This is a genomic window from Pandoraea sp. NPDC090278 (assembly GCF_044772185.1).
In the GTDB taxonomy this organism is placed as follows: domain Bacteria; phylum Pseudomonadota; class Gammaproteobacteria; order Burkholderiales; family Burkholderiaceae; genus Pandoraea.
In genome coordinates, this window is the sequence record NZ_JBIVYJ010000010.1 from 29,079 (window position 1) to 53,612 (window position 24,534).

Here is a 24,534-nt window from a genome sequence, read left to right on the forward strand (position 1 = left end):
ATGACAGAGAGAAGATGTTTCGAAGATCGGGGAAAAGCCGTCAGCGGTCGGCCCCGTGCGCCTGCGCCATCGCCACGACGACCTTACGCGGTCCCTTGAACGGCGAGCGCGCGTGCGCGGCGAGCATGTTGTCGAGCATCAGCACATCGCCGTTCTGCCACGGGAAACTGATCTTCTCCGCGTCCAGCACGTGACGAATCGTGGCTAGCGCGTCTTCCTCGATGGGACTGCCGTCGCCGTAGTAGACGTTGCGCGGCAGATCTTCCTCGCCGACGACGTCGAGCAACGTCTCGCGCACGTCGGGTTCAAGGTTGGAGATGTGGAACAGGTGCGCCTGATTGAACCAGACCCAGTCGCCCGTCACGGGATGTTGCGCGACGGCCTGACAGAGCTGGCGCGTACGCAGCTCGCCATCGTCTTTCCATTCGCAAGCAATGCGGTGCGCGCGGCAATACGCTTCGACTTCGGCACGATCTTCGGTGTTGAAGACCTGCGTCCAGGGCACGTCGAAACCATTGCCGAAGCTGCGCACGTACATCAGCCCTTTGCTCGCGAAGCGCTCGCGCAGGTCTTGCGGAAGACGCGCATAGATACGGCGGCTGTCGGCAATCGGCGTCTCCCCGCCCTCCTGCGCCGTGAGCACGCTGTAGAACCAGATCTTCATCGGCCAGTCGCGCGTGTACGACTGTTCGTTATGCAAAGGAATGTGCTGGTGCGGCGGATATTCGGTGGACGTATAGACGCCTTGCGCGACTTTGCTGCGCGGCGTCGAACCGAACTCATAGGTCAGCAGCGAATGACCGAAAGACGCGGCGAACTCGCGGAACGCCGCATCGCCATCGACCTTGAACCCCCGGAACAGAACGCCGCCGTGGGTCGGGAGATATTCATCCACCAGCGCGTGAAGGGCACTGGCGGCGGCCTCGATCGGCACACCGGCATCGCGCGGTTCGACCACCATTGGGAGGTCGCCATTGGTGCGCAGGGCGCGCACATCGAGCATCGTATCGAGCATGGTTGGATCCTCAACGAAACCGCGGCGCCACACGCGCCGCACTTTCATTGACGATCCTTGTGCCCGCAATTTAAGGGGTTTACGCGGACGATTGCGGTTTTTCTACATTCGCCGTCGTCACCGCCGGATTTGCAGACGTCGATGCGACCGATGTCGGCTCGCCGTCCGAGATCAACTGACCGTTTTCCATCTTCACCAGCCGGTCGGCCAGCGAGAAGTAACGGTCGTCGTGCGAGATCACCAGCACGGTTTTCCCCTGCGCCTTCAGCTCGGGCAGGATCTCCCGGTAGAACACTTCCTTGAACACCGGGTCCTGATCTGCCGCCCATTCGTCGAACACGAGGAACGGTCGATCCTCCACGCACGCCGCCACGAGAGCGAGACGCTTGCGCTGCCCCTGCGAGAGATCACGCGTAGAGAATGCACCATTCGTCACGCTGACTTTGTGTTGAAGGTGCAGGCGCGCCAGCCAGCGCGCGGCGAACGCGTCGATCCGAGCGGGATCGGTTTGCGCATCGTCTGCGCCCAGCAGCGTCTCGAACAGGTGGAAGTCGAAGAAGATCGCCGAGAACAACTGACGGTAGCGATCACGATTCTTGACGTCGACCGACTGCCCGTTCCACACGATTTCGCCACTCCCCGGCACATAAAGCCCGGTGAGCAGCTTCGCGAGCGACGTTTTACCGCTGCCGTTCCCCCCGATCAGGAAGGTGATCTCGCCCGGACGGAACGTCAGATCGATCGGCCCCATGCGGAAGATTTCGTCCTGCTGCTCGTGGTAATAGCTATGCGTGATGCCATGCAGCCGCACCAGCGGTGCGCCGGTCGTCGACGTCTCCGACGACGTGACGTCCTCGGTGCGCATCGACTCCGTCACCTTCTGGATGCGCTCGCTCGCGACACGCGCCATCGTCAGCAACGGAATATTGTTGAGCATGGCTTCGAGCGGCGTAACCATGTACAGGAAGACGATGGCGTAGCCCGTCGCCACATGCGCATTGCTCGATGTCGCCCCGACCAGCACGAACAGCACCAGCCCGATGAGTGCGAAGAACAGGAAGCGCACCCAACTGACCGAGAAGATGAAGAGCGTCAGGCCGCGCGAGCGATTCTCGCGCACTGCCTCGATAGCGGAGCCGAGCACACGCGCGAGAAACGCGTCGGCACGACGGCGGTTGAGTTTCAGTTCCTTGGCACCGGATGCCAGCGTCTGGAAATGTCCGAATAACTCGTCCTGACGCTGCCCCGCCGTGCGCAGATACCGAATCACTTTGGTATGGCTGATGTGATAACCCAGCGCGCCCAGACCGATCGCCACGCAGGCCATCAGGAAAATCGGCCATGACAGGATCGCGAGGTACAGGAAGCAGCCCATCACAATCGCGCCGTTCATGACGAGCGTCGGCAGGCCGATGAAGAAGTTGGCGACGTGGTTGGCGTCGTCGGCCAGCACCGACTGCACGCGCGCGCCGCCCGTCGATTCGACCACGCGCAGCGGCGCGTTGACGATGATGCGCGACACGTGCCGACGCAGTTCGGCCAGCGTACGCTGCCCCAGCCGCGTGAAGAGCGCACCGGCGCACATCTGCGCGAGCATGGACAGCACGGCCAGCGCAGCGAAGCGCCACGCCAGCGCGCCGAGTTCGGCCACTGGCGCACCGAGCGCGCGATTGATCGATGCGATCAGCATGACGTTCGCCACGCCGCAGGCGAGCGAGGCAACTACAGCGGCCGCAAGCAGCCAGCGTGAGGCACGCAACAGGAACAGAAACAGGAACACGACGCTCTCCGCGGGTGATCCGCCGTCGCGCGCACGCAGTCGCCACACGACGGATCTCGATGAAGGAACAGAGGGAAACCGGAAGCTGGCGGGCCGGACAGCCGCACCCGTTTATGGCTCCTTCGCTCAAAGACGATTCAGGACACCGAAAATTTGCCCGTCGTATTTGCCTGGAATCCGTCGGGGTAAATTTATAGAAAAGCTCATCGTCTTCTGGGAAACGGATGCTTTGTATCGCATTCCCCCCGATCCCGGGTCCGGGTGTATTCACCGGATGACCTTGCCGAGGCCCTCATGCACGCAAGTACCGAACCGTCCACGACGACCAACACGCCCCCTCATTACGTGACACACGACCTGATCGGCGTTGGCTTCGGCCCGTCCAATCTCGCCCTCGCCATCGCCCTCGAAGAGCACTGCGGGCAACGCCTCGGCCCTGCCCGCTTCCTGTTTCTGGAGAAGCAGCCCGAGTTCACCTGGCACGGCAACATGCTGCTCTCGAACAGCCGCATGCAGATCGCCTATCTCAAAGATCTCGCGACGCTGCGCAATCCGCGCAGCCGCTTCACGTTCATCAACTATTTGCATGAGAAAGCGCGGCTGTCCGCGTTCATCAACCTGCAAAGCCACTATCCGACCCGGCGCGAGTACAACGACTATCTGCGCTGGGCGGCATCGCACTTTCACGGGCAATGCGCCTATGGCGAAACGGTGACAGGCATCGAGCCGGTGCTAGAGCGCGACGAAGTCGTGGCGTTGCAGGTTCATTCGCGCGACGGGCAAGGCGAGACGCAGTCGCGCCGCACGCGCAACGTGATTCTCGGCGCGGGCGGCACGCCCCATGTACCGCCGGTGTTCACCCCGCTGCATCGCACGTCTCATGCGCGCCTGTTCCATTCGTCGCAATATCTGGCCCGCGTGGCGTCGCTCAACGAGACGGCACCACGTCGGGTCGCCGTCGTCGGCGGCGGACAAAGCGCTGCGGAAATCTTCCTCGATCTCGCGGAGCAATGGCCGCAGGCGCAGGTCGATCTCATCATGCGCGGTCGCGCCCTCAAGCCCGCCGACAGCAGCCCGTTCGTGAACGGAATCTTCGATCCGCAATTCACCGACTTCATTTATGCGCAACCGGTGGAACAACGCGAACGGATTCTCGATGAGTTTCGCAATACGAACTATGCCGTGGTCGACGACGATCTGATCGCGCGCATTTACGACGTGCTCTATCAGCAGCGCGTGGGCGGACACGGCCATCACGCCTTGCTGTCATGCCACGAGATTCAGGAGGCGAGCGCCGACGGGGACCGCATCACGTTGCACATGCACGAGCGGCTCGCCGGACGACCGGTGACGCAGCATTACGACGTTGTGGTGCTGGCGACCGGTTACGAACGCCGCACGCACGAGGCCCTGTTGTCGGACCTCGCACCGTGGCTCGACGGCCTCGAAGGCGAGCGCGACTACCGTCTGCGCACCCGCGAGACCTTCCAGCCCGGCATCTATTTGCAAGGCTATTGTGAGCCGACACACGGGCTGTCCGACACGCTGCTCTCGATTCTGGCTACGCGTTCGTCCGAAATCGCAACGTCACTTCTGTCGCGCGCGCCGTTGCAGGCCGATGCACCGGCCCAGACACCGCAAGCGTCGCGCGTCGCCGCGCTGGCGGGATGAACGGGCGCCATCGACGTAAAAACGGCACCGCAGCGGATTGGGCTGCGGTGCCGTTTTTCATTGTTGAGTTGGATGCGTTCGGCTACTGCGGTGCGCCACCGGCTTGCATCGCCAGTTGCCGCTGAAGCTGCACGGGCGTCATGGTCAGGATCAGCGGACACGATCCGCACAGCAATGCTTCGTCACATCGTGTGCCCTTCCCCGCCAACTGATAGCGCAGACAACACACGCGGCGCGCACGCATCGGCGTGGGCATGGTTGTTGACGGCGGCGTGACGTAGCGCACCGTGCGATAGAGCGGATTGTCGGATGTCTGACCGAAGCCAGCGTCGCCGTCGAACAGCCACGCGTAATCGCTGGTGGCACGCGTGCTCAGAGACGGCACCTTGCGCATCTCTCCGACGATGAACTCCAGCAGATTGCCTGCGTTGCTCCAGAGCACACGAGTCGAAACGCCCGCCGCCCGTTGCATTGCCGCCATCGCAGCAGGCAGATGCCCTTGAAGCAGCGACGCGAAACGCACCGGTGCCGGGTCGACCACGGCATCGCCCTCGACCTCGCGCGGCGGCGTCCAACTGGATTCGGGAAAGCGAACTTGCACGGGCAATCCGCCGCGCAGCACGATGCCACAGGCATCCGAGTCGAGCGTCAGTATACGGCCATGCACGACGGTGATCGCCAGCGCCGCCGGGGCCACGGCCCGGAAGTAGAACTTGCTCCACTGCGACATGAGCGCACGCGGCTCGACCCCGGGCACGAGGCGACGAACGCCGTCGAACATGGCGGGCATGTGGCGATCGAGGTCGGCCAGACCGATGACCGTATCGCCGGGGCGAAGGTCGTCGGGCACGCGCGCGCCGAAGGCCAGCCCGGAACACAACGGCCCCAGCTCCGCACGGACCGGCGCGGGCAGACTCGCCGCGAGGTCGAACTTGGCAGCGCCCGGGGATGGCTGCGCTAGCGTGTGGGCACGCTCGCTCATCGCGCCCCTGCCAGCGCGCGCGCCGAGGGCGGTGCGTGCATCGCCGGGGCCAGGCCGTTGGCGATGACCGCGAGCAGATGGGCGGGATCGTCCCGGACGAAGAAATGGTCGCCGTCGAAGTCGGTACGCGTATAGCTGCCGGTCGTCTCGCAACGCCAGTCGTCGAGGACGTCTGGCGCGAACGCGTCGCGGCGTCCGGCCAGCGCATGAATCGGCATGGATAACGGTGCACGCGTCTGCGGCGACGGACGCCGGTAATGTCCGCACAGTTGAAAATCCGCTTTGATGACCGGCAGCACCATCGCCATCAGCTCAGGCTCGGCGAGCAGCGCTTCCGGCGTGCCGCCGAGCGCGCGCATCTCCGCCAGCACCTCGGCGTCGTCGCGCAACGCGGCATAGCGACTGTCGTCGCGCGTGGCGGGCGGACGGCTCGCTGCCACGAAAAGCGCCGCAGGCGAACATCCTCGCGCGTGCAGGCGATGCGCAATCTCGAACGCCAGCAGACCCCCGAGGCTGTGACCGAATAACGCGAAACGTGTGCCGGGCCTCACATGCTGCGCCAGACACTCCTCGGTCAGTTGGTCCGCCAGCAGGTGCGGGTCGTGTTGCAACGGTTCGTGATGACGCGTGCCGCGCCCCGGCAGTTCGAGCGGGCGCACCGCCAGCCATGACGGCGCGGCTTGCGCCCAGCGCGCATACACCGTAGCACTCCCGCCTGCGCAGGGCAGGCACAGCAGACGACACGCCTCAAACGCCATTGCGTCCGTCACCCTGCGTGGCCAGATGCTCGCGCAGGCTGCGCGGGCGCATGTCCGTCCAGACCGACTCGATATGGGCAAGACACGTTGCCTTGTTGCCGGTCACCCCGACTTCGCGCCAGCCAGCGGGCACGGGCCGGTAGTCCGGCCAGATGGCGTATTGCTCTTCGTCGTTGATGACCACACGGAACACGCCATTCTCGTCGTCGAAACTCATCGATCACTCCTTAAGCGTCCAGCCTGCCGGGGGCGAAGGCTGTAAGGGCACGGTGTGTGCCCTCCTCTGGCTGAAAGACGGTCCAGCATCGGCGCAATTTACCCAATTTACCCCTGCGGCAACCAGGCCAATGCCGCCGAATAGCCCGGCGGCGCGGGCAGCAGACGCAGCTCCAGCCCGCGCAACGCTTCGGCCAGCGCCGGGTCGTCCGCCCGCCAGGGAATCGCGTAACCGGCGGTGGCCGACGGGATTGCGGCATCGAACTTGCCCTCGACCGCCGTCACCGCGCGCGCGACAGCGTCGACATCCACGCTCAGCGCCGTGAGGCTGTCCTGCAACCCGGTGCCGAGCGCCTTGAAGATCGCCTCCTTGAGGCTCCAGACCCAATGGAAAATCTCGTCCGCGCGCGGTCCATGCGCCGACAGCGTGAAACTCAGCATCAGCAAGACGCGCTGCTCTTCCGCATGAAGGCAGACGTCCCACGACGAACGCGGTTCGGCAAGGGCGTTCAGTCGTTCGATATCCACGCCGACGCGCACGTCCGGCGAATAGGCCATCAACCCCCAATGCCCGGAATGGCTGACGTTGAAGTCCGGCGGCCCGCCCCCGGCCAGACGCGGACGGCCCTGCGCGTCGACCTCGAACGCCACCCGATCCGGCGACACGCCCAACTCGCGGCCCAGCACATCGCGCAACGTGGCCCGGACCACCGCAAATCGCGCCCGGTCCTCCTCCTTATGCAGCGCACCGAGCCGGAAGTGCTCGTCCGCAGACAGCCGCGACGCCAGGCGCGCCGGGGCGCTCGAAGCATCGGTAATCCTGATGAATTGCAAAGCTAAGCTCATTGGCATAACGAAATGACACGCTCCCCAATCGGTCGACATCTTGCATATCAAAATATCAATTGCAAACCATTCTCATTTTCACTATCGTTTACACCAAATTTACCGCATCCCCTGTTGAAAGTGGTAGCCCCACGTTCTGTCAGGGCGATGCAACAGAAGTTCTGCAGTCCTGTCTTTTCTCCCTGCACCGTTGTGTCGGAATGCGCTCCATGCGCCGTTCCCGGCGGCGTTCGTCCGTCGTTTTGTCATCCGACTGCGTTCGTGCTCCACAAGGGGTGCCGCAGTGTGGTCGCAAAGCGACAGTGCGTCGCTTTGTCACACAGCTGTGCGTTCGATGCCGATCTGGAGGCAAAAGCATGAGCGAGCAGTTGAGTTACGCCGGGTGCCCCGGCTGGACGCCGATGGGTGCCGACACGGAGGACGGTCTCGTCGGCCAGATCTTCGTGACGCACCGGCGGGCGCTGGTGGGATTGGCGATGCGCATTCTCGGATGCCCCTGCCGTGCCGAAGACGTCGTGCAGGACGCCTATATCAAGCTTTGCGATGCGCGCAGCACCTGCCCGGTCCGGCATCCGACCAGCTACGTGATGCAAGTCGTGCGCAATCTGGCGCTGGACGGATATCGCCGTCAGCAAATCGAGAATCGGGTGTTTACGGTGGAAGACGAAGCCATCGACATGCCCGATCGTGCCGCCTCGCCGGAGGCGCAGGTCACGGCGCGCCAGATGATCGGCGGCATGCTCGACCGGCTCAAGACACTGCCCGAGCGCACCCGCACCGTGTTCGAGATGTATTACTTCCAGGATTGCACGCAGCGCGAGATCGCCCAGTCGCTGGGAGTCTCCACGACGCTCGTGAACTTCATGATGCAGGACGCCCGTCAGGCACTCACGCCGTGGATCAGCGGCACGACCGAAGAGCCTGCCTGAGCTGCTAGCGCAGGACGACCCCGTCAAAGCCGACGTCGATATCGGCAATCACGATCCGGTCCTTTCCCGAGCGCTTGGCGGTGTACAACGCGTGATCGGCCATCGCCAGCCACGCGGTCGGCGAAACCAGATTCACGGTGTAATTCGCCACGCCTGCGCTCAATGTCACGGCGCGCACCGAGTCCAGCCCTTCGGTCGCGCCTGAAAACACCGCACACACCTTTTCCAGCTTCTTGCGAGCCTTCTCGGCGGACTGCCCGTCGAACAACACACAGAATTCGTCGCCGCCATAGCGACCGCTGATGTCGTGACTGCTCAGTTCGGTCGCCAGCACGTCGGAAAGAATCCGGATCAGCGAATCGCCCTGGAGATGGCCGTGCAGGTCGTTGATTTCCTTGAACCCGTCAATATCGATAAGCGCGATGCTCGCGGTCCCCGTGCGCCCCAGCCGCTTCTCGGCGAAGCAACTCGTGAGCGCGCGCATCCATGAGCGTCGGTTCAGCAGCGACGTCAGGTCGTCCTGATCGCTGATCCGGCGCAGCGTCCGCTCGCTCCTGGAGAGCCGCTTCGCCAGACGATAGCTCGTGAGTCCGACCAGTGTGGGATAGATCAGCAACAGCGGCAGGCTCGCGACCAGTTCCGAGAAAGGAATGTCCGTTCGGATCGTGAAGCCCAGCACCGTCCCCGTCAGAATGCCGCCGACCAACATGGCCAGAATGCCGTCGCGTAGCAGTCGATATCCGCCTGCGGACGCGTTGTGCATCAACAGCACCGACACCAACACGGCCGACGGCACGCCACTGAAGTGCATCGCCACCACCCAGCCACCGCCGAAGGCCGAGTCACACAGCAGATTTCGGCGCTCGGCCGACACCGGATCGACCGACGACATGGCGATGGCATGGGCGAACGCTGGCCAGAGAAATGCATTGAGCGCCCAGATCCCGTAACCGAAATGCGAAGCCCCCGCATGGCGGATGGCCGTGAACACCGCGATGGCGCTCAGCACGCATCCCAGACTGCGCAGCCCCAGCACACGACGAGAGAAGTCCCGCCCCTTCTGGGCCTGGGATCGCGTAATCGGGTCGGTGGATGGGTCCGTCATGTCGCCAACGTCTGGGGCGGGTTGAGGTGGAATTGCGATGAGCAAATACGAAAGGGGGCTGTGACCTACTGTAGGCAACCTGCCGACTCGCGCATTATGCCTGCCCTGCTGTGCTTGCAGGCGCGAGCAGGAATCAACCTAAAGACGCAGCAAATTCACCAATGCGTTGATCCCTGCTTGATCATCGATTCCGACGGACAAACGCTCAGAAGCGGCCGCGCACGCCGACGAACACTTCGCTCGACGCCAGTCGGGCTTTCAACTGTTCATCACGTGCGCCGATACGATTCTCGAACGTGTTGAAGCCGCTCTCGACATTGCCCATATCGACGTAGCGATAGCCGATGTCGACCGTGAAACGCTTGTCGATGGCGTAGCTCACGCCGACACCGCCCGAGTAAGCCAGATTGGTCTGCGTACGCGAAGCGAAGGCGCGCGACGCGTTGCCTTGCCAGCCGTCCGCCGTGACGATCGCAACACCGAGGCCGAGCGTGCCGTACACGGAGAACCCATGCCCGAGATCGAAATCGCGATACCCGTTGAGCATCAGACGTTGCGACGCAACCTTGAAGCGATTTGCATTTGCGTTGAACGGCGCCCAGTAGCTATCGAACTCGTTGCCACGTCGAAGCACGTATTCGCCTTCCGCGCGCCAGCCGTTGCCGAACTGATAGCCCAGTGCCACCGACCCCGTGATGTGAGCCTCGGACTTCGGACCACGGATCATGCCGCTCACGCGCGGGCTCGTCAGTTCCATGTTGTTGACGTTGTCGAAGGCACCGATGAGGCGGGCGGCACCATAGTAGCCAGCGTCGCCGGCCGATGCCGCAGGTGCGGTGTCAGCGATTGCGGCACCGGCGAACGTCAGCGCCATCAATGACGGAATGGTGAAGTGATAGGTCTTCATGGATTTCCTCATACGTAGCGATGTGAACCGCTATCGTAGAAAGTCAGCCATTCCCGAGGTATCCGTCTGGCTACTGAACATCTCTGCGTAGGGCTACGGAGACGACTCACTGAGCAACGGCGAAAAGTCCCGCACCAGCTCGACGAGCGAATTCACATCGAGCTTGCCCCACAACGTCGCGCGATGCGTCTCGACAGTGCGCGGCGATATCCCCAGCGCGCGCGCAATCTCCTTGCTGCTGGCTCCTCTGACGACCCAGTCGAGCACTTCACGCTCCCGCCCGCTCAGTGATGCCAGCCCCGTCATGCGCTGTTGCCGCGCCTTCTCCACCTCGCGCAGCACAACATGCGAGCGCAGCGCCTGCTGGACGGCGGCGATCAGCTTGTCGTCGTCGACCGGCTTTTGGAGGAAGTCGACCGCGCCACGTTTGAAGGCCTGACGGCACGTGTCGATGCTGCCGTGACCGGTGAGCACGATGACAGGGAGATCGGCCTGATTTCGCAAGCGCTCCAGCGCGTCGAGCCCGTTCATGTCCGGCATACGCATGTCCAGGAGCACGCAGCCGATGTCCGGGAAGACGGCGATGGCGTCGAACAAGGTCGCGGCGTCGCCGAACTGTCGGCTTGGAACGCGTACCGTACGCAGCAGCAACGCAATGCCGTCGCGCACTGCGATGTCGTCATCGACGATAGCGACGACCGGGGTCACGAGACAGCCGCTACGATGTTCATGCGTCACCGCTACGCCAGCGGCAACCATAGCGCCGCTTCGGCACCGCCCGAGGGCAGATTGGCAAGCGTGAGCTTGCCGTTCTGACGATGCGTGAGCGTCTGACACAGTGGCAGGCCGAGACCCAGCCCCTGCAATCGCGTGGTGAAGAAGGGATCGAAGACTTTCGACATGATGATGCCGTCGATGCCCGGGCCATTGTCGACGACACGAAATCGATAGCGACGCCCGTGGCGTTCACCGAACACCTGGATATGCGGGCAGGCAATGCCGGTGACCGAATCGCACGCGTTCTGAATCAGGTTATGCAGAATCTGCTCGATGGCAGCCTGATCGGCCATCGGTCGAACGCCCGGCGCCCCGTCGTGCCATTCGAGCCGAACCGGCACACGATGCGGTTCGCCCCGAAACAGCGCGAATAGCCCAAGTACGGTCGCGCCGGGATCGAACGCCTGCGGCGCGTCTGCGCCATGCGATACAACGGTGGCGCGTAACCGCTCGATGATCCGCGCGGCGCGCTTGGCCTGCGCAACGCTGATTTGCAGCGCCACGCGCACGTTGTTGCGCTCGTCCGGCACATCGAGCAGTCGCTCGGCGGAGCGCACATTCGACACGATTGCCATCAAAGGTTGGTTGAGTTCGTGTGCAAGACCGGCCGCCATCTCTCCGAACTTATCGAGGTCCGTGAACCGGTCCGGTCGCGCGCGCGTACGTTCGCGCTCGTGTGCCTGGCGAAGGTGTCGCACGCCGTACATTGCCAGAACGGCCAGCACGACGATCCCGCTCCAAAGGCCGATCGGCAGCCACGGTAAGCCCGATAACGCGCGTAGCAACGCATGATGCGATTCCGCCATCGCCGACGGGTGCGCCTCGGTGTAGGCGCGCACGACGATAAGGGCCGTGCCGACGACGCTCAGCGCCAACCACACCATCAATACGATCAGACTAACGGGACGACTCATGCAAGGATTGCTGCGGCATCACCGGCTTCGACCGACGACGCCCGACAGACGCGAATCAAGGGTGCGAGGAGTCTCCTGCACTGTGCGCCTGCCCGTAAATCATATTTCTCCCAAAGTTGACCTCATCACCCATCAAAAAATGTACGCAGATTCCGGCCTCCGCAAACGGCAGGAGTGCCTCGAACGGGGGCGGCACGGACTGTCGTCGTCCGTGAGTCCGCCGCCCGCCCCGCGAAGCATGGGATCCGGATTACTTCGCTGCCGCAATCACGGCGATTTCGACGAGCAGGTCCGGCGCAGCCAGACGCGACTCTACCGTCGCGCGCGTCGGCGTGTTGCCGGGGCTCGTCCATGCGTCCCACACGGCGTTCATACCGACGAAATCCGACTCGATGTCTTTGAGCCACACCTGTGCCGACAGAAGACGCGACTTGTCGATGCCAGCGTCCTTCAGATAACCGTCGATCTTGGCCAGCACCTGCTGCGTCTGACCGGTGATGTCCTGACTACGGTCGTCGGCCGTCTGGCCACCGATGTAGACCGTGCCGTTATGCACCACGACACGGCTCATCCGTGCATTCGTGTGATGGCGTTGAATGTCGCTCATTACTGCGTCTCCAAAAAGGAATAAGAAGCGGAATAAAAAGTAGCAGGCGAGCGGCGCGAGCCGTCTCGCCTACTTGGGGAAACCTGCTCGTTCGCTCAGGAATTCGGGGGCAACGACTGCCGACGCGAGTTCGCCCAGCGTCACCGGCTTGATCGGCGGACGGATGCGGTAGTAGCCCACTTCCGGCACCGCGCACCCTTGCGCCTGCGCCAGCAACTCGGCGACGGTCATACCGCAGAAGCGGCCCTGACACGGGCCCATGCCGCAGCGCGAGAAACTCTTGGTCTGGTTCGGGCCGACGCAGCCCAGTCCGGCCATACGACGCACGTCGCCCGCCGTCACCTCCTCGCAACGGCACACGATGGTGCTGTCGTCGGTGGGCGCGCGGAAACCGTCTGCCGGTCGATAAAGCGCGTCAAGGAACGGACGAATCGATGTGTGCGACGCCAGTTCGCGGCGCAGCGACAGCGCACGCGAATCGCGCTTTGCCGTGTCGAGTTTGCCGAGCGTCGCGGCGGCCTGCGTGGCCGCAAGGCGCCCGGACGGCTCAGCCGCCAGCGCGCCGCCGATGCCCGCACCGTCGCCCGCCACGAAAATACCCGGCACGCTCGTCTCGCCCCAGGCGTCGGTCTTCGGGCGCCAGCACAACTGCGCTTCGTCCCAAACATGCTCGCAACCGATCGAGCGCGTGACCTGCGTGTTCGGAATTACGCCCTGATGCAGCAGCACCAGCGCCGTATCGATACGTTGCGTCTTGCCATCCGCAACGTATTCGATGGCCTCGGCCTGCGTCGCGCCGAGCACGCGCAGCGACGTCACATGCTTCACGTGTTGCACGCCCGCTGCACGAATCGCACGCAGCAGCTTGAGACCCTTCATCAGATAGGACGGTGCACGCAACGCCCCACCCGCGTGACGCAGCGCCTCCCGACGTGCCCCCGGCTCGGCGGTATCAAGAATCGCGCGCACCGGCACACCGGCGTTGATCAACTGCCACGCGAACAGATACAGCAGCGGCCCGCACCCGGCCAGCACCGCCGGTGTATCCGGCACGAGCGCCGACGCTTTAAGCAACGTCTGCGCCGCCCCCACGCCCATCACGCCGGGCAACGTCCACCCCGGAATCGGGAACGGGCGCTCCTGCGCACCGCTGGCCAGCACGATAGCCCCAGCTTCGATCTGCAACGTTTCGCCGCCCGCGCTTTGCCGTGTGACGGAGACGCGCTTATCGGTGCTGATCTGCCATGCGAGCGTTTGCGGCCAATAGGCGATGCCTGCTTCGGTGAAGGCATCGACGAGTGCGCGCCCGCGCAGATAGTCCGGGCCGAGCACGCCCGGATCGGCCAGCGGCGAGCGGCTCACGCTTCGATAAATCTGCCCGCCGGGCAGGCTGTTTTCATCGACGACGAGCGGCGTCAGGCCATGACGCTTCGCTTCAAGCGCCGCCGCGAGTCCCGCAGGACCGGCGCCGACGACCAATAAATCCACACGCATCGAACTCATGCCACACTCCTTGCGCCGTCCATGCGACGCACTTGCATCCCCTCGCGCACGGGCGTCATGCAGCCCTGCCGGTTCGGCACACCGTCGATCTCCACGAGACAATCGAAGCACACACCCATCATGCAGAACGGTGCGCGCTCGCTACCCGTCACGGGCGTGGTGCGGCACGCCGTCACCCCAGAGAAGAGCAAAGCGGCCGCCACATTCATATCCGTGGGCACGTCGACCGGCATGTCGTCGATAAACATCCGCACCGTCGCGCCATCCTTGCGCGCCAGCGACTTAAGCAGCGAAACGTTTGGCATAGAAATGGTCCAGAAGCGCGGGGCGCTCAGCGCCGAGAATCCACGGCGCGATGGTTTCACAGTGAGCGGCGGCCAGCGTCACGCCGCTGTGGCAGGTCGCGAGGAACGCGCCCGGACATGATTCCGAGGCTTCGTAGATCGGCAGGCCGTCGCCCGTCATCACACGCAGCGCACCCCATGCGCGCACGACGCGTACATTTTTGAGAATGGGGAACGGCGCAATGCCACGTCGCGCGATGTCGGCGAGCACGTCCGGCGTCACGCCGTCGTTGAAGCCGACGTCCTCCGCCGAGTCGCCGAGCATGACCGAGCCTTCGACGGTCTGGCGCACGTAAATCGTCGGATAGTCGAGGAACGGTTTGACCCGCTCCGTCACGATGATCTGGCCACGCAACGGCTTGACCGGCGCGCTCAGCCCCACCATCGGCGCGAGGTCACGATTGCCCAGTCCGGCGGCAAGCACGACGCGCCCGGCTTCGAACGACGTGTCACCCATGCTCACGCGAAACGCACAGCTGCCCAGTTGACGGATGTCCGTCACCCGCAGGTTCGGCGCGTACTCGCCGCCAACCTGCTCGAACGCAGCGAACAGCGCGCGCAGCGTGTACAGCGGGCTCACGTGCCCATCGTTCGGCGAATAGATCGCACCATGCACGTCGGGGCCGATGGCGGGCAGACGTTCCGCCAGCGCATCGTGATCGAGGACTTCATAGACCAGCGCAGGCTCGGCTTCCTTGAGCTTGCGCATGCTCTCGACCTTGACGGCCAGTTCCTCGGCCGTCTGCGCGATGTTGAAACCGCCGGGACGTTGAAAGCCGACGTCCACGCCGGTGCGTGCGAATAGCTCGTCAGCCATCCCCTGCCAGGTGTTCGCCGAGTGCAGCGACCAGCGTGCATAGTTGGTGCAGGTGCCTCCTTTGCCCTGCACCCAGACCAATCCGAAATTGCCGCGCGCGGCTCTCAGCGAGTTGTCTTCGCCATCGCAAACGACGACGCGTTGTCCGCGCTTGGCAAGCCCGTAGGCGATTGCCATGCCGACGAGGCCACCGCCGATGACGGCGATATCGTATGTCTTTTGCATGTTTTAGTGATTTCCAACCAGAACCTTGTTCAAACCGTAGATGCGGTCGAGGATCAGCATGACCGCCAGCGTCACTCCGATGAGCAACGTTGAAATCGCGGCGACGCTCGGATCGACCGTCTCGCTCATATTCATGTAGATGCGCACAGGCAACGTGATCGTCTCCGGCGACGTGACGAAAATCGTGGCCGTCAGTTCGTCGAAGCTGTTGATGAACGCCAGCACCCAGCCGCCTGCCACGCCCGGCAGAATCGCGGGCAGTGTGATGCGGCGGAACGTCGTCCAGCGCCCTGCCCCCAGCGAGCGTGCAGCACGCTCACCCTCGTCTGCCTGCCCCACGAGCGCCGCCATGATCAGACGCAACGCATACGGGAAGATCAGCAGCGCGTGGCATGCGACCAGACTCTCGAACGAGCCGCCCATGTCGAGCAGCGTGAACAGACGCAGGAACGCGATACCGAGCACCACCGGCGGGATCATCAGCGGCGAGAGCAGAAACGAGTTGATCGCATCGCGCCCCGGGAAACGGTAGCGCGCCAGCCCCATCGCAGTTGGTACAGCAAGCGCCGTCGACACCGTCGCCGACATCACGCCCAGCCACAGACTGGTGCGCAGCGCCGACTGGAAGTCCTCGTCGCTCATGAGCGATTCGAACCAGCGCAGCGAGAAGTGCTTGGTCGGAATCGAGAGGAAGTTGTCCGGCGTGAACGCCACCAGACACACGACGACCAGCGGCGCGAGGATAAAGACGAGAAACAGCACGTGGAACGCCAGCGCGCCCGCGCCGTTGCGATCGTACTGAGAATCGAGCTGATTCATGTGATGGTCTCCCGTCAGCCGAGACGGCGCGTGAAGCGCTTCTCAAGTGCGCGGTTGTACCCGCTGATGATGAGCACGTTGACGATCAGCAGCACGATGGCAATCGCCGCGCCCAGCGGCCAGTTCAGCGTGCCGAGGAATTCGTCGTACGCCGTGGTCGCCACGACTTTCAGACGGCGTCCGCCGATGAGCGCCGGTGTCGCAAAGGCACTCGCCGTAAGCGCGAACACGATCAGGCTGCCCGAGAGAATGCCCGGCGTGATCTGCGGCAACACCACGCGCCACATCACCGTCGCGCGACCTGCACCGAGCGAGCGGGCCGCGTGCGCTACGGCGGGGTCCAGCCGCGTGAGCGACGTCCACACCGACAACACCAGCAACGGCACGAGCACATGCGCCAGCGCCACCGTGACCGCGCCCATCGTGAACAGCATTTGCAACGGATGATCGATGAGGCCGAGCTTCGTGAGCACGGCATTGATCAGCCCTTCACGGCCCAGCAGAATCGACCAGCCGAGCGTGCGCACGACGACCGAGATCAGCAGCGGACCGAGTACGAGCACCAGACACAACGAGCGCCACGGATCACGCATGCGGAACAGGAAATACGCTTCGGGCACGCCGATCAGCACACACAGCAGCGTCACGCCGACCGACAGCAGCAACGTGCGCAGGAAGATCTCGTAGAAATAGCTGTCCGTGAGAATGTCGACGTAATGCTGCAACGACACCGTCGGCAGAATACCGCCCGAATTCGGGTCGAAGTCGTGCAGACTGAGGACGAACGTCAGCACGAGCGGCACAGCCAGCAGCACGAGGAAGTAGAGCGTCGCGGGCGCGACCAGCGTCCAGGCCGAGCGACGCTGAGCGGCGACCTCGGGCGATACCGATGCCGTGGGCGTAGCCGTCTCCACGCTCGGCACACCCGGTGGCGTAGACGTCGCGGCGTTCATGCGCTCTCCTGCACAAGACGCAGTGCGTCGTCGGCCCAGTCGAGACCGACGGCGTCGCCGTCGTTGGCCGCGACCGCACCGTCGTTCGACACGAGCACGCGCAACTCGCCCAGCGCGGTCGATACGGTGAGCACCCAGTGATTGCCGTGGAAGCTGCGCTGCGCGACGCGTCCCGGTACGCGCCCTGCGGTGGCCGACGTGAGTCGGATTCGCTCGGGACGCAGACAGAACGTGACCGACGCATTTGCAGCTTCCTGCGACGCCAGTCCGGCCTGCGCAGGCGACACCACCAGCCGCAGCCCCTGCACTTCCAGCAGCGCCACACCGCCACGCACGTCGAGCTGACCTGTGATGAGATTGGTCTGCCCGATGAAGTTCGCGGCAAATGTCGCGCGCGGGTCTTCGTACACTTCGTGCGGCGTGTCGATGCGAACCACACGCCCCGCGTTGAGTAACACCACGCGATCGCTGATCGCGAGCGCTTCGGCCTGATCGTGCGTGACCATGATCGTGGTCGTGCCGACCTTGCGCTGAATCGAACGCAACTCGTCCTGCATCTGTTCGCGCAGCTTGGCGTCCAGATTCGAGAGCGGCTCGTCGAGCAGCAGCACGGGCGGTGCAATGACCATCGCCCGCGCCAGCGCCACGCGCTGACGCTGTCCGCCCGAAAGTTCGCGCGGATAGCGTTGCGCATGCGCACCGAGATGCACCAGCTCCAGCGCGTCCTTCACGCGGCGTTGTTTCTCGCCAGCGTCCACCCGTCGCATGTCCAGACCGAACGCCACGTTCTGCGCCACCGTCATGTGCGGAAACAGCGCGTAGCTCTGGAAGACGATGCCCAGCCCGCGCTTTTCCGGCGGCACGGGCGTAAGGTCGTGGCCTTCGAGCAGAATCCGGCCGGACGTCGGGGCAACGAAACCGGCAATCATCTGCAACGTGGTGGTCTTGCCGCAGCCCGACGGACCCAGCAGGGAAATAAATTCGCCCTGCGCAATCGAGAGATCGACGCCCTCGACGGCCACCGTGTCGCCAAAGCGCTTGCCGAGATTTTCAACGCGTAAGTAAGGGGTGCTGGTGCTCATGTCGCTTGTGTTCTCCTTGCCGCTCAACGTCCGATTCACTTAATCGCTTAGCGCTCGATCTGACGATTCCAGCGTTGCGTCCATTCGGCGCGCTTGGCGTTCACGACATCCCAATCGACACGCACGAGCTTGTCGATCTGTGCGGGCGACGGCACGCGCGCGGCGATCGCCATCGACAACTGGGTCTTCTTGTTGGACGGCGCGACGCCCTGGCTTTCAGCCAGAACGGCCTGCGTCTGCGGCGAGAGAATCATCTGGATGAACTTCTGTGCGAGCGCATCGTTGGCCGACTTGTCGACCGCGCACATGCCCATACCCAGCGCCACCGCACCTTCCTTCGGATAGACGAACTCGACCGGAATGCCTTGCTGACGCAGCGCCTGCACACGACCATTACCCCACACGGCCAGCGCGACTTCGTCGGCCTGGAACAGCTCGGCGATCTTGCCCGGCGACGGATCGAACGACAGCACGTTCGGTGCAATCTTCTCCATCTCCTTGAAGCCCGGATCGATGTTGCTGTCGCTGCCGCCATTAAGCTTCGACTCGACGAGCAGCGCGTGCAGACCGTACGTGTTCTTGATGCTCGGCATCACGAGCTTGCCCTTGTACTTCGGGTCGGAGAGTTCCTTCCACGACGTCGGTGCAGGCCATCCCTTCGACTGGAACAGACGCGTGTTGTACGCGATGCCGGTCGCGATCAGACCAGCCGCCACGGCGTTGCCGTTCTTGAACTTCGCGATGTCGTAGAGATCCTGATAGACCGGCGCGTCGGCGAGCTTGCCGCAGAAGCCCATCTGGATCGCCTGATACATCGGGCCGTCGTCGAGGAAGACCACGTCCATACCCGCCTTGCCCTTTTGCGCCTGAAGCTTCGCGAGCGTCGTCGTCGAGTCGCCCGGCACGATCACAACCTTGGTGCCCGGGTTGGCCCGTTCGAAGCCGGGAATGACGTCTTTCTTCAGCATCTGTTCGAACGAACCGCCGTACGCGCCGACATACAGCGTCGTATCGGCATGCGCGGCGGAAGCACCAAAAACCAATCCCGCACCGACAGAAATCGCGGCGGCACGGCCAAGCTTGCGAAGCGTTTGGGGGACGACAGTCTTCATCGGGAAGCTCCTTGCGTGATGCAGTGTTATGTGATGTTATGGCCCGGCATTACGAAAAAAAATGAAACTATTGCGTGGTTTTCGTAGGGTCATTTTCGACACACGCACGGTCAAATCACATTTTTTTGCTCAGCCATACGCAAATGTTATGGGGAGAGCGGGGACAAGCTTCGATGAAGATCCGGCAGTTGGAGGCATTTCGCGCGCTGATCCTGCGTCAGACGGTCACTCGCGCGGCGGACATGCTCCACATCTCGCAACCGGCGGTCACGCGTCTGATCAACGATCTGGAAGCCGACGTAGGGTTTTCCTTATTCGACCGCAGCAACGGGCGGCTGAATCCGACGCCCGAGGCGATGGTGTTGTTCGAGGAAGTGGAGCGCTCGTTTGCGGGCATCGACCGCATCGCGCAGACCGCTGAGCAGATCAAGTCGTTGCGACGCGGTTCTCTGCACATCGCAGGTGCCCCCGCGCTGGCGCTGGAGTTCTTGCCCACCACACTGACGGGCTTCATGCGCGAGCATCCCGGCGTGAGCACGACGCTGCTGATTCACGCGTCGAGCATCGTAGTGGATATGGTGGTCGGACGACGTTGCGATGTGGGCTTCATCGCGCACCCGCTCACGCATGCGGGCGCCAATGTCGAGATACTGCACCGCGCCCCCATGCGCTGCATCCTGCCGCTGGGGCACCGTCTCGCCGACCGAGACGTGATTCGCCCCGAAGACCTGCGCGACGAATCGTTCATTTCCTATCCGAAGGAATTCGATAACCGGATGTACATCGACCGGCTCTTCGCAGAGCGGCAGATCGACCGGGTGATGAGCGCCGAGTCCCAGTTGTCCGCAGCGATATGCGTGCTGGTTCAGCATGGCGCCGGGGTGGCAATCATCGATCAGGTCACGGCGCGCTATGCAGCCGGTCGAGTGCTGGTCAAACCGTTCGAGCCGGTCGTCATGTCGGGCTTCTCGCTGGTCACCTCCACACAGCATCCGCCCTCACGGCTCGCACAGGCATTCGTCGACTACACGAAGCAGCGCATGGTCGAGCTGCTGGCCGACTGAGACCGCCTGAACCTGATGTGCCAAAGGCGCATGCCGACGTCGGCCGCCTTGCCCCAAATCGACGCACCACTGCCCCAACGTTGGGCGTCGACATCAGGACTTTCCGCTTACGTCAACTAGCATCCCTACGCATTGCGTCTCGACGCAGCAAGCCTTCAACAGGTCGATGCAAATTCCTCAAGTTTCTTTTGGTGGACTGAAGTGTTTTAAGCATGACAACGCGATTCCCGACAATTTTGCTCTCGGGCGCGCCAGATGCATGAAACAACGAATTCGAGTTCGGCAACAGGAGCATGAAGTGAAGTTTGCAGTTCTTACGTCAGACATCGGGCTCTTCGAGGCCATCCGCCAACGCCTCAGCGCCGACGGCGACTGCCAGCGCTTTGACGACGCCGCCCAGTATCTTGTGGCCGCCTCGCGCATTCCGTACACAGCGGCACTCGTCGATGCCGCACTCGGCCCTCTCGACTTGCAGGGCGTTCTCGCCCGCCGACGTGGTCCGCGCAGCGCCGGCGCGCTGGTCATCGGTTTCGGCACCCCGTCGTGGATGCTCGACCTGTCGTTTCGCGCCGGGTGCGACGACGTGCTGCCCTTCCCCGTGGACGTGGCCGAGTTGCAGACGCGTCTGGCGATGACGCTGCACCGGCGCGCCTCGGCCAATGCGGCCCGCAGTGAAGACCTGCTGGAAGTCGGGACCTATCAACTCGACCGTGGCCGAGACACAGTGTCGGTCGGGGGCATCGAAGTCGAACTGACGGCCCGCGAGTTCGCGCTGGCGTGGCTGCTCTTCTCCGCCCCGGACATGCGGGTGAGCCGCGCGCGGATCGCCTCGCTGATCTGGCGTAGCGACGAAGCGTCGGCGGCGCGCAGCATCGAGCAGCATGTCTATCTGCTGCGCAACCGGCTCGGCCTGCGCGGTGAACACGGCCTCGTGCTGCGTGCCGTGTACGGCGGCGGCTACTGCCTTGGCGCGCGCCCGCAACGCTCACGAAGCCCGGTCCGTAGTACGCGCGCCACAGGCGTCGCCTCGCACACGCAGTCCTTGCCTGAAGTCTCTCGCGATTGATAAGCTCTCGCCCGGCCCGCTGACGGACGCCCGACGTCCGGCAGCGCACGCGCCATTCAGGGCAGACGAAAGTCAATAAAGACAACAGAGACAACGATATGCTGCAACGCAGGACCCACGGAACGGCACGCAAGGCCGCCATCGCGCTGATGATGTTCGCGCTGTGCGCTGGTGGCGCGAGCGCCGCAGCGCTCCACCCCATCAAAGTGAACAAGCAGGAACTGGCTGGCCCGGTCTTCGACCGCGACGACGCCGTGCATGAAAACGAAGACGGCAATGACACCGTCGATGTCACCACCTTCACCTCGCCCGACAAGGTGTTCCAGACCGGCGTATTCAAGTCCGGCCCCGTGCGCGAAGAGATTCGCTCGGCCCCCGGCTATCCGTACACCGAACTGCTCGTGTTCCTGAGCGGCGGCGCGAAGTTCACGTCGAGCGACGGCACGGTCGTGGAAGCCGGTCCGGGCGAAGCGGTCACGCTGCCCAAGGGCTGGACGGGTGTATTTGAATCAAAGGGCTACACCAAGCTGTACGCCGTGTACGACACCGACGCCCCCTCGCACGTCGACCAGTAACATCGCCTGAACCGGCATCACCAGACAAAGCGGCCCGTCACCGATGAAGTGACGGGCCGCTTTGCTTTGGGCGACCGGGCCGAGACCGTCGAATGGTCTCGGCCGGTGTCCGTCTTCAGTAATTCGCCATCAACGACGCCACGCCGCGCAGGCTGTGACGGCGATGCCAGCGCAGGTCGTCCAGACCGGTGATCGTCAGGTTCGGGAAGCTGCTGAGCAGCTTGTCGAGCGCGATTTGCAGCGTGGCCGTCGCGAGCCGTGCGCCGAGACAGTGGTGAATGCCCGCACTGAACGAGATCAGACGACCGTGGTTCTCGCGCCGGATATCGAACCGGTCCGGGTTGTCGAACTTCGCCGGATCGCGGTTGGCCGCGCCCAGCAGCATGAACACCGTCGTGCCGGTCTCGACAGCAACGTCGCCCACGCGCACCGGCGAGAGCGCCGTGCGCGCGACCATCTGTACCGAACTGTCGAAGCGCATCGCCTCGACAACGGCCCCCTGTGTGAGCGACGGGTCGCTGCGAAGCTGCTGCCACTGCGCCGGATCGCGATACAGATGGATCAGCGCATTGCCCAGCATGTTCGACGTCGTCTCGTGCCCTGCCACGAACAGCAGCAGCATGTTCGCCACGATTTCCTCGTCCGACAGACCACCCTCGCCGCTCGTCGCCACAATCAGCGCAGAGAGCAGATCGTCGCCCGGCTGACGGCGACGTGCGCGCAGCAGACGGTCGAAATACGATTCGAGCGTCACTGCGCCCCTGTTGGCGTCGGCCAGCCCGGCTTCGTCGAGCGGTGCGAGATCGAACGCCCGCACCAGCGCGGCGGCACTGTCCCCGAGCACCTGTCCGTCGGCCAGTGGAACGTCGAGTAAGCGGCAGATGATGCGCAGCGGCAGCGGCGTGCAGTAAGCCGCCATCAGATCGACCGGCCCGGTCGCGGGCATCGCCTCGATCAGACTGGCGGCCTGCCGATGCATATCGCCCGAGAGGTCTTCGATGCGTCGCGCGTTGAACGAGTGCATCAGCAGCGTGCGCAGACGCGTATGTTCCGGCGGATTTGCCATCAGGAACATGCGGCTGATCGCGCGAAACACCGGTTGCTCGACAGCCAGCGGGCCATAGCGCGCAATCACGCTCGGCATGTACGCCTTGCCCATGCGGCGATCGTGCAACAGCGCTTCGATCAGGTCGTAGCGGCCCGTCATCATCAGCGACGGGCCGATGGGCACCAGATCGCCAGCCTGGCGCAAACGTTCGTAGATCGGGTAAGGGTTATCGAAAAATGCAGGGGACGAAAAATCAGCGAGGTTCATAAGTCTTTGAAAGGGGGGCGTCCGCCATCGCATCGGTGAACGGCTGCAAGACGCCATTGGCTTGCAGGCCCGGCGGCGTGGTGCCACCGTCGTAGAGCACCGGCACGACGTCGTTGGCAAGCGCGCGGGCAATCGGCAGCAGATCGCTCGACCCGGAGGGAGCGACCAGCGCGAACATTTGCCCGTCACGGCGCCACGTCACCGTATCCATGGGGGGAATGGTCTGTGCGGAGGGGCCGTGCGCCAGACGCGTGTCCTTCACGACGTAGATCGCCACGGGCGGCCCTTCGCGGGGCAGATAAGCCATCTGAACGACGGCACGGCCGTCGAACTGTAAGCGCTGCAAACGCTTGAACTCCATACCGGCACGGCGCAGATCGGGCACGACCAGTGGAATGTCGTCGCGGTGGCGGATGGCGCGCACCGTGGCGATGGCCTCGGCCGCTTCGTCGTCGAGCGGATCGAGGGTCGCTCTGGCAAAGAGCGATTGATACGAAACAAAAGCGCGCACCCACGGCTCGTAAGAACCGTGCCACGCGTTGGCGGCCTCCGGCGGCGAGGCCGCCACACTGTCGACATCCAGATTGCCCGCGACGGACATGGCGTGCGAGATAGGCATCTGGGGCATAGGCGTGGGAGCCGGGCCTTCGGTCAGAAAACGTGCACCGGCGCTGGCGATCAGCACGGCGAACGCGGTCGCGCCCGCCGCAAATCCACCGATCTGCCACCAGATGACGCGCGGCGGCTTGCTGTCGGACGACGTCGATTCATCGAACTCGCGATCCAGCGCGCTACGGCGCGGCACGGTGCCCGGGCTGCGGACATGCATGCGTCGCCCTTCTCTACCCTCACGCCCGGCCCGTGCGAAGCGCGCGTCGTTGGCGCTGGCGACATGCGACGGCACATCCAGCGTCGTGCGCCCGCGCACCAGCGTGCGCACCGTCGACACCAACTCAGGCGGGACGGGCGCAGTAAAGCAGGTTTCGTACGCGGCCTGAAACGGCAGATCGGATGCGTACAACGCCACCACACGCGCCGCGATGTCCGGCGAACTCGCTATCGCAGCCTCGACTTTGGACGCAGCATCCTCGGTCAGGCTGCCGTCGACGTAGGAAAGAAGAATCTGGTCGGTGATCACCATCGGGTCGTCAC

Annotated in this window: 25 protein-coding genes; 5 read left to right on the forward strand and 20 right to left on the reverse strand. The window is 63.8% G+C overall.

The genetic code is table 11. The features are described from left to right. Positions 1-40 precede the first annotated feature (40 nt). Together ACIQWO_RS26060 and ACIQWO_RS26065 are read right to left on the reverse strand one after the other, a co-directional pair. A complete protein-coding gene (locus ACIQWO_RS26060; RefSeq protein ID WP_402830414.1) occupies positions 41-1,015 on the reverse strand; it encodes a TauD/TfdA family dioxygenase in 975 nt (324 codons plus the stop codon). A gap of 79 nt (positions 1,016-1,094) precedes the next feature. Next, the gene (locus ACIQWO_RS26065) at positions 1,095-2,843 is read right to left on the reverse strand and encodes a cyclic peptide export ABC transporter (protein ID WP_402830416.1); all 1,749 of its coding nucleotides are present in this window, start codon (positions 2,841-2,843) and stop codon (positions 1,095-1,097) included. A 246-nt stretch (positions 2,844-3,089) separates the two neighbouring features. On the opposite strand from ACIQWO_RS26065, the gene ACIQWO_RS26070 reads away from it, so the two are divergent. Next, positions 3,090-4,466, forward strand: coding sequence for a lysine N(6)-hydroxylase/L-ornithine N(5)-oxygenase family protein (locus ACIQWO_RS26070; RefSeq protein WP_402830419.1), 1,377 nt, complete (start codon positions 3,090-3,092; stop codon positions 4,464-4,466). Between the two features lie 82 nt (positions 4,467-4,548). On the opposite strand, the gene fhuF is transcribed toward ACIQWO_RS26070, so the two are convergent. From fhuF to ACIQWO_RS26090, 4 genes are all read right to left on the reverse strand, one after another. Then, positions 4,549-5,448 (reverse strand): siderophore-iron reductase FhuF, encoded by a 900-nt coding sequence (gene fhuF, locus ACIQWO_RS26075; protein ID WP_402830422.1) that lies wholly within the window; start codon positions 5,446-5,448, stop codon positions 4,549-4,551. Next, positions 5,445-6,218, reverse strand: coding sequence for a thioesterase II family protein (locus ACIQWO_RS26080; RefSeq protein ID WP_402830425.1), 774 nt, complete (start codon positions 6,216-6,218; stop codon positions 5,445-5,447). Before ACIQWO_RS26080 ends, fhuF begins: the two co-directional genes overlap by 4 nt. Continuing rightward, complete coding sequence (locus ACIQWO_RS26085; RefSeq protein ID WP_150574749.1) at positions 6,196-6,423, reverse strand: MbtH family NRPS accessory protein; 228 nt, start codon at positions 6,421-6,423, stop codon at positions 6,196-6,198. The genes ACIQWO_RS26080 and ACIQWO_RS26085 overlap by 23 nt, the downstream gene beginning before the upstream one ends. Before the next feature lie 107 nt (positions 6,424-6,530). After that, the gene (locus ACIQWO_RS26090; protein ID WP_402830429.1) at positions 6,531-7,256 is read right to left on the reverse strand and encodes a 4'-phosphopantetheinyl transferase family protein; all 726 of its coding nucleotides are present in this window, start codon (positions 7,254-7,256) and stop codon (positions 6,531-6,533) included. Positions 7,257-7,624: 368 nt separating this feature from the next. Here ACIQWO_RS26090 and ACIQWO_RS26095 point away from each other — a divergent pair, with 368 nt between their 5' ends. Beyond that, on the forward strand, positions 7,625-8,197 hold the full coding sequence (locus tag ACIQWO_RS26095; protein WP_402830431.1) for a sigma-70 family RNA polymerase sigma factor: 573 nt from the start codon (positions 7,625-7,627) through the stop codon (positions 8,195-8,197). A gap of 4 nt (positions 8,198-8,201) precedes the next feature. On the opposite strand, the gene ACIQWO_RS26100 is transcribed toward ACIQWO_RS26095, so the two are convergent. The 12 genes from ACIQWO_RS26100 to ACIQWO_RS26155 form a co-directional block, all read right to left on the reverse strand. Further along, positions 8,202-9,302 (reverse strand): diguanylate cyclase, encoded by a 1,101-nt coding sequence (locus ACIQWO_RS26100; RefSeq protein WP_402830433.1) that lies wholly within the window; start codon positions 9,300-9,302, stop codon positions 8,202-8,204. A gap of 205 nt (positions 9,303-9,507) precedes the next feature. Then, positions 9,508-10,209 (reverse strand): outer membrane protein, encoded by a 702-nt coding sequence (locus ACIQWO_RS26105; protein WP_402830436.1) that lies wholly within the window; start codon positions 10,207-10,209, stop codon positions 9,508-9,510. Positions 10,210-10,302: 93 nt separating this feature from the next. Then, positions 10,303-10,968 carry a response regulator transcription factor gene (locus ACIQWO_RS26110; RefSeq protein WP_402830439.1) on the reverse strand — a complete coding sequence of 222 codons (666 nt, stop codon included), beginning with the start codon at positions 10,966-10,968 and terminating at the stop codon, positions 10,303-10,305. Further along, positions 10,950-11,900 carry a sensor histidine kinase gene (locus ACIQWO_RS26115; protein WP_402830442.1) on the reverse strand — a complete coding sequence of 317 codons (951 nt, stop codon included), beginning with the start codon at positions 11,898-11,900 and terminating at the stop codon, positions 10,950-10,952. The genes ACIQWO_RS26110 and ACIQWO_RS26115 overlap by 19 nt, the downstream gene beginning before the upstream one ends. A 250-nt stretch (positions 11,901-12,150) precedes the next feature. Then, on the reverse strand, positions 12,151-12,507 hold the full coding sequence (locus ACIQWO_RS26120) for a RidA family protein (RefSeq protein ID WP_402830444.1): 357 nt from the start codon (positions 12,505-12,507) through the stop codon (positions 12,151-12,153). Positions 12,508-12,576: 69 nt separating this feature from the next. Next, the gene (locus ACIQWO_RS26125) at positions 12,577-14,010 is read right to left on the reverse strand and encodes an NAD(P)/FAD-dependent oxidoreductase (RefSeq protein WP_402830447.1); all 1,434 of its coding nucleotides are present in this window, start codon (positions 14,008-14,010) and stop codon (positions 12,577-12,579) included. Continuing rightward, positions 14,007-14,315: a (2Fe-2S)-binding protein gene (locus tag ACIQWO_RS26130; RefSeq protein WP_052252662.1), complete on the reverse strand. Its 309-nt coding sequence runs from the start codon at positions 14,313-14,315 to the stop codon at positions 14,007-14,009. Before ACIQWO_RS26130 ends, ACIQWO_RS26125 begins: the two co-directional genes overlap by 4 nt. Next, positions 14,293-15,396, reverse strand: a complete 1,104-nt coding sequence (locus ACIQWO_RS26135) for an NAD(P)/FAD-dependent oxidoreductase (protein ID WP_402830449.1) — start codon at positions 15,394-15,396, stop codon at positions 14,293-14,295. The genes ACIQWO_RS26130 and ACIQWO_RS26135 overlap by 23 nt, the downstream gene beginning before the upstream one ends. A gap of 3 nt (positions 15,397-15,399) precedes the next feature. Further along, positions 15,400-16,215: an ABC transporter permease gene (locus ACIQWO_RS26140; RefSeq protein WP_039397483.1), complete on the reverse strand. Its 816-nt coding sequence runs from the start codon at positions 16,213-16,215 to the stop codon at positions 15,400-15,402. 14 nt (positions 16,216-16,229) lie between these two features. Further along, positions 16,230-17,168 carry an ABC transporter permease gene (locus ACIQWO_RS26145; RefSeq protein ID WP_402830453.1) on the reverse strand — a complete coding sequence of 313 codons (939 nt, stop codon included), beginning with the start codon at positions 17,166-17,168 and terminating at the stop codon, positions 16,230-16,232. After that, positions 17,165-18,250 (reverse strand): ABC transporter ATP-binding protein, encoded by a 1,086-nt coding sequence (locus ACIQWO_RS26150; RefSeq protein WP_402830456.1) that lies wholly within the window; start codon positions 18,248-18,250, stop codon positions 17,165-17,167. Before ACIQWO_RS26150 ends, ACIQWO_RS26145 begins: the two co-directional genes overlap by 4 nt. Before the next feature lie 47 nt (positions 18,251-18,297). Then, positions 18,298-19,362 carry an ABC transporter substrate-binding protein gene (locus ACIQWO_RS26155; RefSeq protein ID WP_150574756.1) on the reverse strand — a complete coding sequence of 355 codons (1,065 nt, stop codon included), beginning with the start codon at positions 19,360-19,362 and terminating at the stop codon, positions 18,298-18,300. A gap of 173 nt (positions 19,363-19,535) precedes the next feature. Here ACIQWO_RS26155 and ACIQWO_RS26160 point away from each other — a divergent pair, with 173 nt between their 5' ends. The 3 genes from ACIQWO_RS26160 to ACIQWO_RS26170 all read left to right on the forward strand — a co-directional run bounded on the left by ACIQWO_RS26160 (position 19,536) and on the right by ACIQWO_RS26170 (position 22,067). After that, positions 19,536-20,426: a LysR substrate-binding domain-containing protein gene (locus ACIQWO_RS26160; protein ID WP_246184444.1), complete on the forward strand. Its 891-nt coding sequence runs from the start codon at positions 19,536-19,538 to the stop codon at positions 20,424-20,426. A gap of 298 nt (positions 20,427-20,724) precedes the next feature. Further along, positions 20,725-21,492 carry a response regulator transcription factor gene (locus ACIQWO_RS26165; protein ID WP_402830460.1) on the forward strand — a complete coding sequence of 256 codons (768 nt, stop codon included), beginning with the start codon at positions 20,725-20,727 and terminating at the stop codon, positions 21,490-21,492. A 98-nt stretch (positions 21,493-21,590) separates the two neighbouring features. Further along, on the forward strand, positions 21,591-22,067 hold the full coding sequence (locus tag ACIQWO_RS26170; RefSeq protein WP_402830463.1) for a cupin domain-containing protein: 477 nt from the start codon (positions 21,591-21,593) through the stop codon (positions 22,065-22,067). A gap of 115 nt (positions 22,068-22,182) precedes the next feature. Here ACIQWO_RS26170 and ACIQWO_RS26175 read toward each other — a convergent pair whose 3' ends face one another. Both ACIQWO_RS26175 and ACIQWO_RS26180 read right to left on the reverse strand, forming a co-directional pair. Then, the gene (locus ACIQWO_RS26175) at positions 22,183-23,382 is read right to left on the reverse strand and encodes a cytochrome P450 (protein ID WP_402830466.1); all 1,200 of its coding nucleotides are present in this window, start codon (positions 23,380-23,382) and stop codon (positions 22,183-22,185) included. After that, the gene (locus tag ACIQWO_RS26180; RefSeq protein WP_402830469.1) at positions 23,369-24,523 is read right to left on the reverse strand and encodes an anti-sigma factor family protein; all 1,155 of its coding nucleotides are present in this window, start codon (positions 24,521-24,523) and stop codon (positions 23,369-23,371) included. The genes ACIQWO_RS26175 and ACIQWO_RS26180 overlap by 14 nt, the downstream gene beginning before the upstream one ends. Positions 24,524-24,534 lie beyond the last annotated feature (11 nt).

What these genes read in the sequence shown, in the direction of transcription:
- ACIQWO_RS26060 (WP_402830414.1), bottom strand. Translation starts at nt 1,015, where the DNA reads ATGCTCGATACGATGCTCGATGTGCGCGCCCTGCGCACCAATGGCGAC.
- ACIQWO_RS26070 (WP_402830419.1), top strand. Translation starts at nt 3,090, where the DNA reads ATGCACGCAAGTACCGAACCGTCCACGACGACCAACACGCCCCCTCAT.
- fhuF (WP_402830422.1), bottom strand. Translation starts at nt 5,448, where the DNA reads ATGAGCGAGCGTGCCCACACGCTAGCGCAGCCATCCCCGGGCGCTGCC.
- ACIQWO_RS26085 (WP_150574749.1), bottom strand. Translation starts at nt 6,423, where the DNA reads ATGAGTTTCGACGACGAGAATGGCGTGTTCCGTGTGGTCATCAACGAC.
- ACIQWO_RS26095 (WP_402830431.1), top strand. Translation starts at nt 7,625, where the DNA reads ATGAGCGAGCAGTTGAGTTACGCCGGGTGCCCCGGCTGGACGCCGATG.
- ACIQWO_RS26100 (WP_402830433.1), bottom strand. Translation starts at nt 9,302, where the DNA reads ATGACGGACCCATCCACCGACCCGATTACGCGATCCCAGGCCCAGAAG.
- ACIQWO_RS26105 (WP_402830436.1), bottom strand. Translation starts at nt 10,209, where the DNA reads ATGAAGACCTATCACTTCACCATTCCGTCATTGATGGCGCTGACGTTC.
- ACIQWO_RS26110 (WP_402830439.1), bottom strand. Translation starts at nt 10,968, where the DNA reads ATGGTTGCCGCTGGCGTAGCGGTGACGCATGAACATCGTAGCGGCTGT.
- ACIQWO_RS26115 (WP_402830442.1), bottom strand. Translation starts at nt 11,900, where the DNA reads ATGAGTCGTCCCGTTAGTCTGATCGTATTGATGGTGTGGTTGGCGCTG.
- ACIQWO_RS26120 (WP_402830444.1), bottom strand. Translation starts at nt 12,507, where the DNA reads ATGAGCGACATTCAACGCCATCACACGAATGCACGGATGAGCCGTGTC.
- ACIQWO_RS26125 (WP_402830447.1), bottom strand. Translation starts at nt 14,010, where the DNA reads ATGAGTTCGATGCGTGTGGATTTATTGGTCGTCGGCGCCGGTCCTGCG.
- ACIQWO_RS26130 (WP_052252662.1), bottom strand. Translation starts at nt 14,315, where the DNA reads ATGCCAAACGTTTCGCTGCTTAAGTCGCTGGCGCGCAAGGATGGCGCG.
- ACIQWO_RS26135 (WP_402830449.1), bottom strand. Translation starts at nt 15,396, where the DNA reads ATGCAAAAGACATACGATATCGCCGTCATCGGCGGTGGCCTCGTCGGC.
- ACIQWO_RS26140 (WP_039397483.1), bottom strand. Translation starts at nt 16,215, where the DNA reads ATGAATCAGCTCGATTCTCAGTACGATCGCAACGGCGCGGGCGCGCTG.
- ACIQWO_RS26145 (WP_402830453.1), bottom strand. Translation starts at nt 17,168, where the DNA reads ATGAACGCCGCGACGTCTACGCCACCGGGTGTGCCGAGCGTGGAGACG.
- ACIQWO_RS26150 (WP_402830456.1), bottom strand. Translation starts at nt 18,250, where the DNA reads ATGAGCACCAGCACCCCTTACTTACGCGTTGAAAATCTCGGCAAGCGC.
- ACIQWO_RS26155 (WP_150574756.1), bottom strand. Translation starts at nt 19,362, where the DNA reads ATGAAGACTGTCGTCCCCCAAACGCTTCGCAAGCTTGGCCGTGCCGCC.
- ACIQWO_RS26160 (WP_246184444.1), top strand. Translation starts at nt 19,536, where the DNA reads ATGAAGATCCGGCAGTTGGAGGCATTTCGCGCGCTGATCCTGCGTCAG.
- ACIQWO_RS26170 (WP_402830463.1), top strand. Translation starts at nt 21,591, where the DNA reads ATGCTGCAACGCAGGACCCACGGAACGGCACGCAAGGCCGCCATCGCG.
- ACIQWO_RS26175 (WP_402830466.1), bottom strand. Translation starts at nt 23,382, where the DNA reads ATGAACCTCGCTGATTTTTCGTCCCCTGCATTTTTCGATAACCCTTAC.
- ACIQWO_RS26180 (WP_402830469.1), bottom strand. Translation starts at nt 24,523, where the DNA reads ATGGTGATCACCGACCAGATTCTTCTTTCCTACGTCGACGGCAGCCTG.